This is a genomic window from Marininema halotolerans (assembly GCF_900116235.1).
Taxonomy (GTDB): Bacteria; Bacillota; Bacilli; order Thermoactinomycetales; family DSM-45169; genus Marininema; species Marininema halotolerans.
In genome coordinates, this window is record NZ_FPAA01000001.1 from 1 (window position 1) to 12,655 (window position 12,655).

The 12,655-nt window shown below is 45.1% G+C and carries 11 protein-coding genes and 1 pseudogene; all 12 read right to left on the reverse strand.

Features of this window, described 5'->3' with window-relative positions; all coding sequences use genetic code 11:
• Positions 1-172: 172 nt before the first annotated feature.
• Positions 173-298 (reverse strand): annotated as a pseudogene (locus tag CHX35_RS17155) (PH domain-containing protein); the annotation flags it as partial.
• A 215-nt stretch (positions 299-513) separates the two neighbouring features.
• Positions 514-1,410, reverse strand: coding sequence for a cytochrome c oxidase assembly protein (locus tag CHX35_RS00010; protein WP_091831969.1), 897 nt, complete (start codon positions 1,408-1,410; stop codon positions 514-516).
• A 24-nt stretch (positions 1,411-1,434) separates the two neighbouring features.
• Entirely contained in the window at positions 1,435-2,058 is a 624-nt protein-coding gene (locus CHX35_RS00015) for a cytochrome (ubi)quinol oxidase subunit III (protein WP_091831972.1), read from the reverse strand.
• Complete coding sequence (gene ctaD, locus CHX35_RS00020; protein ID WP_245838576.1) at positions 2,058-3,881, reverse strand: cytochrome c oxidase subunit I; 1,824 nt, start codon at positions 3,879-3,881, stop codon at positions 2,058-2,060. Before ctaD (CHX35_RS00020) ends, CHX35_RS00015 begins: the two co-directional genes overlap by 1 nt.
• 105 nt (positions 3,882-3,986) lie before the next feature.
• Complete coding sequence (gene coxB / locus CHX35_RS00025) at positions 3,987-5,012, reverse strand: cytochrome c oxidase subunit II (RefSeq protein ID WP_091831979.1); 1,026 nt, start codon at positions 5,010-5,012, stop codon at positions 3,987-3,989.
• Between the two features lie 32 nt (positions 5,013-5,044).
• Positions 5,045-5,983: a heme o synthase gene (cyoE, locus tag CHX35_RS00030; RefSeq protein ID WP_140413502.1), complete on the reverse strand. Its 939-nt coding sequence runs from the start codon at positions 5,981-5,983 to the stop codon at positions 5,045-5,047.
• Positions 5,984-6,341: 358 nt separating this feature from the next.
• Entirely contained in the window at positions 6,342-7,256 is a 915-nt protein-coding gene (locus CHX35_RS00035; protein WP_091831985.1) for a cytochrome c oxidase assembly protein, read from the reverse strand.
• Between the two features lie 78 nt (positions 7,257-7,334).
• Complete coding sequence (locus tag CHX35_RS00040) at positions 7,335-7,640, reverse strand: cytochrome C oxidase subunit IV family protein (RefSeq protein WP_091831988.1); 306 nt, start codon at positions 7,638-7,640, stop codon at positions 7,335-7,337.
• 3 nt (positions 7,641-7,643) lie between these two features.
• On the reverse strand, positions 7,644-8,276 hold the full coding sequence (locus CHX35_RS00045; protein ID WP_091831990.1) for a cytochrome (ubi)quinol oxidase subunit III: 633 nt from the start codon (positions 8,274-8,276) through the stop codon (positions 7,644-7,646).
• Between the two features lie 6 nt (positions 8,277-8,282).
• Positions 8,283-10,124, reverse strand: coding sequence for a cytochrome c oxidase subunit I (gene ctaD, locus CHX35_RS00050; protein ID WP_091833368.1), 1,842 nt, complete (start codon positions 10,122-10,124; stop codon positions 8,283-8,285).
• A 141-nt stretch (positions 10,125-10,265) separates the two neighbouring features.
• Positions 10,266-11,291, reverse strand: a complete 1,026-nt coding sequence (gene coxB / locus CHX35_RS00055) for a cytochrome c oxidase subunit II (RefSeq protein ID WP_091831993.1) — start codon at positions 11,289-11,291, stop codon at positions 10,266-10,268.
• A 125-nt stretch (positions 11,292-11,416) separates the two neighbouring features.
• Positions 11,417-12,352, reverse strand: coding sequence for a heme o synthase (cyoE, locus tag CHX35_RS00060; protein WP_245838566.1), 936 nt, complete (start codon positions 12,350-12,352; stop codon positions 11,417-11,419).
• Between the last annotated feature and the right edge of the window lie 303 nt (positions 12,353-12,655).

The following is a 12,655-nucleotide window of genomic DNA, read 5'->3' on the forward strand; positions in this document are numbered from 1 at the left end:
TTGTTGGATACAAACGAAATTGAAACGCTTTGTGCATGGGTTCACCTCCCTTGTACTTAATTATATACGGGGATGGTTAGACTTACGAGAGGGGATAAACGCCCCTCCCTCGTCTAACGCGCCGATTCGTCCCCCACTTGTAGAAGTTCGGAGTATTCTCGGCGCAATTAAGATAATTTTTCTCCCCGTCTTCATGCAATATATAATCATCCGAGTCCACTTTATCAAAGTCTTGAGGCTTAATAACAGTTCCTACATCACTTAATCCCAGTACATCGGATGCTACTTTACCAAACATATTCCTCATCCTCCCATGTATTTTATATCAATGTAATGCCCAACCCATCGTTTAATACACAAGTAAGTATATCATTCCCTACCTTTTTAGTTAAAGGGTAACACCCAAGGGATGAGAGATGATTCCATCCAAAAAAAACAGCCTGTTCGAGGCTGTCAGGGATGGCGATATACAACTGTTCCACAAATTAACGGATTGGTTTTGGGATGATTCATTTAGGTATTCTCCTTATTCTTACGATCCTTTCCCCCTTCTAACACTCGTATATGCCATGTAGGGACCGGTCGTCCAATTGCTGCAACAACGGCTTCAGATTCATCTTTGGCACGTTCTTCCCTCACCCATTGAAAAAAGACAACCCCTAACATCACGCCATAAACAATTTCTTGGATCACCTTCATAATCACCCCGCCCAGCTGTTGATCATCTAAGGGGGATAGGATCGGAAACATTCGTCCACTTTCACTATAGGAAGCAAACAAAAGGTGATCGGCAAAAATAATTAGCGCGCAAGCAGGGGTTAATAACACCCCCGCCCCTGCTATATACGCAAGTTTTCCAATGGGCGTAAGGGTCCCCTCCTCCTGCAACGGATTCATCACCGGCCACCACATTAACGTTGCCGAGAGAATGAGTACGAAATGGGATAGAAGATGAAGAAATTCACTGCTCATCAATTGATCAAATAGAAGAGGAACGTGGTATAGAGAGAATAACCCATTAAAGAAAAACAACGTGATTAAGGGTCGCTTTGCTGGTCGAAAGATCGTTTTTAACCATGGTTCGGAAAAAGCTCTCCGCCACATCCATATCGGTATACCCCGAATTAACAAGGGTGGCATGACAAGATAAAGTAACGATTGTTGAAGCATATGGATACTAAACAATTCATGACCGATTATCACCATGGGACTTCCCAAGCACCCATAGAGAATAAAAAGACCAAGTAAGAAAAGCATCTTCTGACTCGGTGATACAACCTCACCGGCAAACCGTTCGATACCCCACTCACTCGTTAGCACCAAGTAAACCATCCCAAGAAAAATCACAGCAAAATTGAGCCCAAGGTTCCACATATCCAAAATTAAAAATTGACGGATAAGCGCCTCCATGAAAGATGCCTCCCTTTCAAAGGATTACGTCATCATCCCCGCCAGATACACCACCGTGAATATAAATACCCACACAAGATCAACAAAGTGCCAGTAGAGGCTGGCCACGTAAAACTTTGGTGCGGTATGAACCGTAATGCCCTTTCGCCGCCCTTGGATCATAAGGCTTAGTATCCAGAAAAAGCCAAACAGTACATGGCATCCATGGGTCCCTAACAATAGGTAAAAGCTTGACCCAAATGCACTTCCTGTAAAGGTATGACCTTCGTGAACATACTCGGTAAACTCATAGATTTCCAAAGCCAGAAAAGCAGCACCCAACAAAATCGTAAACAGAAACCATCCTAACATCCGCGTGACTTGATTATTTCGCATTGCAGTAATCGCTAACACACTGGTAAGGGAACTCACTAACAAGATCAATGTAGAGGTGGCCACAAGGGGCATCTTAAACAATTCTGCCTGGGTTGGCCCTCCCATATTCGCTCCCTTCAAGGAAAGGTAAGCACCAAATAGGGTCGCAAACAGGGTGGTCTCCGCACCGAGGAAAAGCCAAAACCCTAACACTTTATTTTGTCCCTCGAGCGTTGCTTTCTCAGGTTCTGCAGGAATTCCTGCCACGGTTCCCGGTTTCTCTTCAATCTGCATCAGTGATTCACTCCTTTCTCGCTCAGTTCCAAGGGTTCAATATGATGACCGTGATCTTCTTGGAAGGAGCGGATAAAGAGTGTGGCAATCACTACGATTAATCCAATCGCCCCGACTTCTGAAGTTTGAAAGACAAAACCGAACCCGGAAATGAACAATCCCACTGCCATCACGAAGGGAAGGTGAGAAGCATTTGGCATGTGAATAGCTCCCAGAGGTTCAGATGGTGTCATTTTTTCATTGCCTTCCATCTTTTCTAACCACCATGCATCGACTCCACGTACGAGAGGAAGTTGAGCAAAGTTATATTCCGGAGGGGGTGACGAAATGGTCCACTCGAGGGTACGCCCATCCCAGGGATCGCTTTCTGCAGGGGCTCCCTTTGTTAAGGTCAGTAACACGTTGATCACCATAAAAATCACCCCGATCAACATGAGAAAAGCACCGATGGTGGATAGATAATTACCCAGCTCCAAACGATATCCCGGCGACCAGGTAAACACGCGTCGAGGCATCCCAAACAAACCTAAGAAGTGTTGTGGGAAAAAGGTGAGATGCATCCCTAAAAAGAAGGTCCAGAAGTTCCACTTTCCCAGTTTTTCATTGAGCAATGAGCCAAACATTTTTGGCCACCAATAGTACACCCCAGCCAAGATTCCAAAGACCGTTCCACCCAGGATGACATAGTGGAAATGAGCGACGACAAAGTAGCTATCATGGAATTGAAAATCAGCGGGTGGAACTGCCAACATAATTCCAGTCACACCACCCATGACAAAGGTGACGATAAAGCCCGAGGCATAAAGCATCGCTGTCGTAAAACGAAGGCGACCTCCCCACATGGTAAAAAGCCAGTTAAAAACCTTGATCCCTGTTGGGACAGAGATCGCCATCGTTGCAATGGCAAAGACAGAATTCGCTACATCGCCGAGTCCCACGGTAAACATATGATGGAGCCACACCATAAAACCGAGGAACCCAATTAACACAAGAGCAAATACCATGGAGTGATAACCAAAAATCCGTTTCTTTGAGAAATTGCTCAGCACATCCGAGAAGACACCAAAGGCAGGTAACACAAGGATGTACACTTCGGGGTGACCAAATATCCAAAAAATGTGTTCCCATATAATCACATTCCCCCCGCCCGTCACGCTAAAGAAATTGCTCCCAAAAAGGCGATCAAACATCATCATAAACAGCCCTGCAGTCAGTGGTGGGAAAGCAAACAGGATCAGGGCGGAAGTCACAAAGGTGGCCCAGGTAAACATAGGAAGCCGCAGATAACTCATTCCAGGCGCCCGCATGTTGATAATGGTAACGAGGAAGTTAATCCCGCTCATCAATGTACCGATCCCAGAGATTTGCAATCCAAGTACGTAATAATTCACACCAGGACCTGGACTATAATCAGGGAGCGCTAACGAAGCATAGCTTGTCCAGCCTGCATCAGGTGCTCCGCCAAAGAGCCAGGATATATTCAAAAGCAAGGCCCCAGCAAAGTACATCCAGAAACCAAGGGCATTTAAAAAGGGAAATGCGACATCACGTGCCCCAATTTGAAGCGGTACGACGGCATTCATCAAAGCAAATAATAGCGGCATTGCCACCAAAAAGATCATCGTGGTTCCGTGCATGGATAAAATTTGGTTGTATTCATCCCCCACGAGGAACTTGGCATTGGGAAACATCAATTGGATGCGAATTAACAACGCCTCTAACCCACCTACTGCAAAGAAGAATCCACCACTGATCAAATACAAAATGCCAATTCGTTTATGATCGACGGTGGTAATCCATCCCCATATCGATGATTCTTCCATTCGTTTCACATACCGGCTGGTATATCCCCCAGTAAAAATCCCACCTAAAAACATTGCAAAAACCAGCAAAACAATGATGGTTGTCATCAAGAACCCTCCTTTCTGTTACTGTGAACTTCCTTTTAGACTTTCAAGATACTCAACCAAGGCGTCGATTTGTTTTTTCTCCAAATGGGCAAAGGATGGCATCCGACTACCGGGTTTCACATTTTGCGGATTTTGTAACCATGCCCTTAAATTTTGTGGATTGTTATCCAACACTCCCGCAATCCGTGTACGTTGACCAAAGGCGGTTAACTCTGGCCCTTTCCCACCTAACACCTTGTAACCCCCATTTCGAATGGCATGGCAACCAATACAGTTTTGCCCAACCAACCGTTGCCCTTCCTTTGCTAAGACGCTTTTGGCTTGAGAATTAACTTTTTGCATGGAACGGATCCACGCGTCATATTCCGCGGTTTGATGCGCAATTACCCGAAAATTCATCAACGCATGGGAGGCACCACATAGTTCAGTACATTTGCCTTCATACGTACCGGGTTTATCTGCTTTTAAAATTAATCGGTTCATTCTCCCCGGCTCCAAGTCTCGTTTTCCACCAAGGCTAGGTACCCAGAAGGCATGAATGACGTCATGAGATTGCATGACAAACTCGATCGGCCTCCCTGCAGGAATATGAACCTCATTGGCAGTGGTAATCCCCGCCTGTGGATAGTTGAACTTCCACCAATATTGATAACCGGTCACATTGATTTGAACAGGATGTTGTGAGGGTGCTGGACGCTTTTCGATTTGAAAGGTAGTGGATACGGTAGGAACCGCCAGAATGATAAGCAAGATAATTGGAATGACGGTCCACACGATCTCAAGGACTGTACTTCCTTCCACCTGCTTGGGAATATGCGTATCACCTGGCCTTTCACGAAAACGGATTACCACATAGATGTAAATCACAGCAACAACCACTGTCACCAAGGTCATGATCGCTGTCGAAAGATAGATCAGATTTAATTGCATTTTACCTACTTCGCCAGATGGTTTGACCACAGATAGCGCAGGATTAGAGCACCCTGTGAAAAACCATGTCAGCATTCCTATCACCATCAACAACTTTGCTTTTACAAACTTCACACGAAAGCCCCCTTTCTTCCACGACCCTTACGCTAACTTGCTCCTTGGGTACAAGTGATAAATGCAATAAACATGCCCACAAGGTAGATCAGAGAGTATCGGAATAACAATCGGCTCCATTTTTCCTCTGATCGTGTGAAAAAGCCAGCGATTGCTAATAAGAGATACACACTTCCCAAGAACAGGCTGATCCCTACATAGATTCCATTCATTGCACCAACGATGTTGAGTAAAAGTGAAGCAAGTAATAAAAATGCGACGAAGAAAAGAATCTGGATTTTCGTCTCAGTGCTTCCACGCATAGCCGGCAACATGGGTATTTTGGCTTGAGCGTAATCTTCAACATGAACCATCGCTAAAGCAAAGAAATGAGCGGGTTGCCATAAAAATAAAATTAAAAATATCACCCACCCCCCCATATCCGGAGTACCTGTTGCTGCAATCCAACCGATTAGTGGTGGTAATGCCCCAGAAAATCCCCCCACCACGGTGTTCCATGTAGAGACCCTCTTTAGCCAGAGACTGTAAATCACAATGTATAAGAAAGATCCTAATGCTCCCAAGCCAGCACTCCATCCATTGACGAATAGGATGAGTGTCCCAATCCCAAGCATGATGAGGAGGGTTCCAATTGCCATAACCTTTCGTGGATGCAATCGTCCCGTAACAAGTGCACGTGATTGGGTTCTTTTCATCAATGGATCGATATCTTGATCAATCCAGTTGTTAATCATGCAACTCCCACTGATCACCATCAGCATCCCGATCATGGTAGCCACAAATACAGGAAACTGTTGCACTGTACTTCCTCCTGCCGCCCAAAAGCCGACAGCGCAGGCCAATACATTGGATAACATAATTCGTGGTTTACTCACCTCTAGCCAATCCAGCCACCGCTTGTCTATCGATGTCTTGGAAGACAGCCCGATCCATTTTTCATTGGATCCTTCCCTTGTAAACACTTCATTCATGAATGCCCCTCCCTCGCTACCATTCCAGTTAGCGAAAACAGTCTCATCTTGGATTACGATTCCAAATGTGGGAAGTAAATATGTAATGAATGGTGTAAAGAACACAAACTCCCACCAAAAAAAAGTGGCAACCCGGTTATTGGGTTGCCACTCATTGCAAAAATACGGATACGCTTTTGCAATCAGGCGCACCGATTCTTCCACAAAAGATCCTATTTTTTTTATTTCCCGGGAAAGGAATCGACGTTTCTCTCCTTTCCCATTTTTCAACTTATCCAGAAGTTGAATGATCACCAACTTGATCCGTAACAAATACCCCAAGGTGAGTTACCTTGGGGTATTCGGACGTATTTATCCCTTAGTGATTAAAGGAGGGTAAAATTTTATCATTTTCCTGCTGATGAATCGACTTTTGCCGACGCGCTACCAATTCCTCCTCATCTTGCTGTCGCTGCTTACGCACCCAACCAAAAAAGGTATAAGCGAGGACACTCCCATAAGCAAGCTCTTGGATGATTTTCATCACCACGCCTCCTAATTTTTGATCCTCCAAGGGTGGCATGATTGCGGTTGTCAACGCCCCTCCTTGAAAGCTGTCATAGAGGAGAGCACTTGAAAATGCGAGAAAAGCACATGCGGGGGTGAGCAATACACCATCGGCAAAAATATAGCCCAACTTCTGTAATGGACTAAGACGATCCTCTTCAGGTAATGGACATACAAGCGGCCACCACATCATAAAGGCACACATCATAAGAATCACATGGGAAAGTTCCATCCACCACATTCTGCTCATAATCGTATCAAATACCACGGGCAAGTGATAAAGAGAAATCAAGCCATTAAAGGTGAGAAGCGTAATCACCGGATGCGTGACAAATCGGAGGATCCCTTTTCTACGCGAATCGTTCCATAACTTACGTAATAGGGTAGGGGGAGCACCGACCAACAATAATGGAGGAACTACCAAATAGACCAAGGACATCTCCGTCATGTGTGCACTGAAGAAGAAGTGACTAAAAGCGCCAATCGGTCCCGTAGCGGCATAATAGATCAACGCCCCACTCACAAAGGCCCCTTTTTTCAGAACAGACATCGTCTCTTCTCCACTACCTTCCCTCTTGCTCCAACGATGGACTGCTACAAAATAGAGTATGATGAATAAAACGGTAAGGAGCAATGTTCCTGGGTTCACCATCTCCCAAAATCCAGGGAAGGATGCTTCACCATGATTCATATGTTTCATGTGTTCCATATGGTCCATATTATCCATTATTGATCCCCCCTCTTTCCCTTAACCTTTATCATAGAAAACCTCCCTCCCAAACGGGAGGGAGGTTTTTGATACCCATTATGAAATCAACCATAGAGCGATTGCACAGATAAACCCAATAGCAATCCCACTAAAAGTAAACACCGCAGTCAATCGGCTCTTCTTAAAATCCAAGTGCATGAAGGTAAAAAACTGGAGCAGTACTTGTAACATCGCCAGAATGAGCAGCGCTGGAATCACCATGTTTTCTGGAACCAGATGCATCGTCACAATGGCAAAGGAAGCCCCTGTCAATAAAAGCATCCAGACAAAGGAAAGTACATATTTCATGCTACGATCCTCTGAAACGGATTGGTTAGGTTGGTGTTGAACATTGGTTTCCATGGTTTAACCCACCTTCCCCATGAGGTAAACAACGGTGAAGATGAACACCCATACTACGTCAACGAAATGCCAGTATAAACTTGCCACAAACAATTTCGGTGTCGTTTCTAGGGTGAGTCCTCGCCGTGCCACTTGAATCATCAAGCTGCTGATCCAAGTGATACCAAACAGTACGTGGGAACCATGGGTTCCAATCAGCGTATAGAACGCTGACCCAAATGCGCTCCCAGTAAATGTATGACCTTCGTGTACATACTCAATAAACTCATAGATTTCCAGTCCCAAGAAAGCCGCCCCAAGGAGGACCGTAATCCCAAACCACAGCTGAACTTTTTTCACATTGTTTTGGTGCATCCCTACGACACCCAATACACTAGTTAAGCTACTGGTTAAAAGAATCAACGTTGCCGCAGCAACCATTGGGATTTGAAACAGCTCTTCCGTAGTGGGTCCATTCATATTGGAACCACGCAAGGCTAAGTAAGTACCAAACAAGCAAGCGAATAAGACCGTTTCTGCACCAATGAGGAGCCAGATCCCTAAGATCTTATTGCGCCCCTCTAAGGTTGCTTTTTCCGGGTGAGGGGGCAAGGGAGCCGAGGTTTGCGCATGATGATGTAATTCTGCTGAACTCATCGATACCTACGCCCCTTTCTCTGTGGCTTTTATTTCTTCCACTTCAATGTGATATCCATGGTCGGGTTTGAAGGAACGCATAAACATAGCCACAATGACTACCAATAGACCGACAATCCCTACCTCAAAGGCCCGGAAAACCAATCCTAGACCTGCTATAAAAAACCCAATCGACATAATGAGTGGAAGCGGAGTATCGTTAGGCATGTGAATGGATTCCAGAGGCTCTGCTGGTTCCATCTCTTTATTGCCTTCCATTTTTTCATGCCACCAGCAATCCAACGCACGCACCTGGGGCAACTGAGCAAAATTATAGACCGGTGGGGGTGATGGTATCGCCCATTCCAGGGTACGACCATCCCATGGGTCCCCGCCTGCCACCAGTGATTCCCGTTGACGATAACTGACAAAGATATTGAGTACAAGAAGGATTGCCCCCACTGCCATCATCACAGCACCAACCGTACTAATTTGGTTAAAGAGGGTAATCCCATCTTCTGCTTGATAAGTGAAATATCGACGAGGCATTCCGTATAGTCCAATAACATGTTGAATTAAGAAAGTGAGATGAAACCCGATGAAAAAGATCCAGAAATTCCACTTTCCTAAGGTTTCATTCAAGGTATAGCCAAACATTTTCGGCCACCAATAATAAAGACCGGACAAGATTCCAAATACCGTCCCACCGATAAGAACATAGTGAAAGTGAGCCACAACAAAATAGGTGTCGTGATATTGAAAATCAGCAGGGGGTACTGAAAGCATAATCCCGGTGACGCCACCCATTACAAACGTGGGGATAAAACCAACCGCATACAACATGGCTGTTGTAAATGTAATTTTCCCGCCCCACAAGGTGAACAACCAGTTAAAGACCTTAATTCCTGTCGGAACCGCAATGGCCATCGTGGCAATCGCAAAAATCGAGTTAACCATCGGTCCCATTCCCACTGTAAACATGTGGTGAGCCCAAACCATAAATCCTAAGAAACCAATGAGCAACGTTGCAAAAACCATCGATGTATAACCGAAGAGGCGCTTGCGGGCAAAGTTAGAAATCACATCGGACATGACCCCAAATGCCGGCAAAATAACAATATACACCTCAGGGTGACCAAAGATCCAGAATAGGTGTTGCCAAATCACAGGATTCCCACCTAAGGCCACTTCAAAAAATTGGGCACCGAACAAGCGGTCAAACATCACTAAGAACAATCCAGCAGTCAAGGGTGGAAATCCAAAGAGAACCAGTGCAGAGGCCACAAAACTCGTCCATGTAAACAATGGCATCCGCAAAAAGCTCATCCCAGGAGCTCGCATATTGATAATTGTAGCAAGGAAGTTAAGTCCACCCATTGTTGTCCCAAACCCTGCTATCTGTAGGCCCAGCACATAATAATCAATCCCTGTCCCAGGACTATATTCGTTCAATGCAATGGGCACATAGTTGGTCCATCCCGAATCAGGCGCCCCGCCAAAAAGCCAGCTCAAGTTCATTAGCAGAGCTCCTGCAAAGAACAACCAAAATCCAAGGGCATTCAAGAAAGGAAATGCAACATCCCGAGCACCAATCTGCAAGGGAATTGCCACATTCATTAATGCAAACAAAAGCGGCATTGCCACAAAGAAAATCATGGTCGTACCGTGCATGGACAATAACTCGTTAAAGTCACGCCCTACAATGAAGTGATTATCAGGAAAAAAGAGTTGAATACGCATTAATAGCGCTTCGATCCCGCCAAATATAAAGAAGAAACCGCCACCTAATGCGTAAAGAACACCAATCTTTTTGTGGTCAACCGTTGTGAGCCATTCCCACAACCAGTGAGAGCGAAAACGCTCAATCATCTGCTTGTTGTAACCGCCCGTCAAAATCGCACCGATAAACAGAGCGAAGACGAGTAAAACAACCAGTGTAGCCAATGGGTTTCCCTCCGTTCCGATCGAACCTAATCGGGCTTACTACCATCTGCCTCAATCAGTCCGTCCTTATTCTAGGCTCTGCAGATACGCTTTTAACGAGGTCATATCTTTTTTATCCAAATGAGAAAAGCCTGGCATATAGGTCCCTGGTTTCACTTCTTCCGGATTGTGTAACCAGCGGTCAAGATTTTTTTCATTGTTATCTAAGAGACCCGCTATTTTATTACGGCTACTAAATCCAGTGAGATTCGGGGCTTTATTCCCTCTCATTTTCAACTGAGTACCATCAATCGCATGACAGCTCATACAGTTTTGGGCAAACACTTTCTTCCCATCTTTTTGCTCTGCCGTTTGCGGATCCGAATTAGGTGATTGACGTTTCTTCACCCATTTATCAAAATCACTCGATTTCTCTGCAACGACTTGAAAATTCATGAGCGCATGGGAAGCACCACATAACTCAGCACAACGCCCTTTGTAAACGCCGGGCTTTTCTGCATCAATCGGTACGCGGTTGATCCGGCCAGGGCTTGCATCTACTTTCCCAGCAAGTCCAGGTACCCAAAATGCATGAACGACATCATCAGAAGTAACTTCCACATATACTTTTTTACCTACAGGGATATGTAGCTCCTGAGCGGTACGAATGTTATGGTCAGGATATTGAAACTCCCACCAGAATTGATGACCAATTGCCTTCACACGGATAAAATCATCCGATTGTTGCTTCGGTGCTGCTTTCGCTTGTGAAAAAGTGACAGCCACCGTCGGGATTGCTAGAATCACCAACAAAATAACCGGTATCACAATCCAAAGGATTTCGAGGGTCAAGCTACCTTCGACCTGTTTAGGGATCGAATTATCCCCTGGCTTTCGTCGGAAACGCAACAATACATAAAAGAAAATCGCAAATACAACCACACACACCAAAATCATAATGTAAACACTTAAGTTAATGAGATGTAACTGCTCTTTCCCCGTCTTCCCTTGGGGATCCAACACGTTGGACATGGGCTTTTCACACCCTGCCATGAAAAGGGCGAACATAGCGAAAACTAAAAACAGTCGCCCAATAGGTTTTCCTCGGCTCATACCTCTTTAACCCCACTTTCTCTCATCAGATCGATCATGCCTATCACTATTTTCTATATGAAAACGCCTTCAAGCAAGGGCAAATAAAGCCGAGCGGCTAAGATTTGCCGCTCAGCAATTATTTGTCAGCTCAATAAGGCAGGATCCAGAAACATAGCAACCTGCATCAGTGTCAGGTAGAACAGGGAGTAGAGAAAGAGCCTCCGCGCCCATGCTTCATCTGCCTTTGATCGGTATCCATCTAACGTCAACCAGAGAAAGCCAATTCCTAAAGCAATGGCTACCCCTAAATAAATCCACCCCACGACTCCAGATGTAAATAACAGAATCGATATCGGTATCGTAAACAGCACAAAGAAAAGGGTCTGTCTTTTCGTTTTGGCAAATCCCTTCACTACCGGAAGCATCGGAATCCCAGCGGCTCGATAATCCTCCGTTTTCATGATCGCTAATGCGAAAAAGTGAGCAGGCTGCCAGAAAAACATAAACAAAAATAAAATCCATGCCGGCCATTCCAACGAGCCAGTCACAGCAGCCCAACCAATCATTGGTGGTACTGCTCCAGAAATACTGCCGACCACCGTATTCCATGTTGTCGTCCGCTTTGTCCAAGCAGAATAAAAAATCACATAAACAACATAGCCGATGGCCGCTAGGAGAGCCGCAACCGGGTTGACCAGAGTCACCAATACAGCTACTCCAAATAACCCTAGCAAAATCCCAAACCATAATGCCGTTTGTGGTTGAATCCGTCCAGCAGGAATCGCACGATCTTTTGTTCGGTCCATCATAGGATCAATATCCCGATCGATGTAGTTATTGACTGCACAACCTCCAGCAATGACAAGTGCTGTTCCTAAAAGCGTCGCTAACAATAATCCGAAGTTGAAAGACTCATGCCCAGCTAGCCAAAAACCAGTAAAAGCTGCCATCAAGTTGGAAGCATTAATTCCTGGTTTCGTTAAGATCCAAAAATCACGTAAAGTTGCTTTTTCTGCAACGCTGGTTTGGGGTTCAGCGAGAAGGTTACCAGAGGACTGATGGGTCATTGGTTGTTCCACAGGTACCCCTCCTTTCTATGAACCACTCCATAAAAATGGATGCTGCCGACAAAAACGGCGGATTTCGACAAAAAACGGCGTTGGAAGTCACTTCGCAAAGTGAGATTCCAACGTATCTACCTACCTAATACCAACAGCATATCGTCTTGCTGTTCAAAAAGATTATATAACGAACTTACCATAGGCTTATTACTTTCAGATACCATTTTAGTTGGTTCCTTCGACAAGCGTCAAGTACACCGAGTAAAGGTTCATAATATGGCTACAACCATCCACCTCTGAAAAAAGATCCTCAAACCCTTA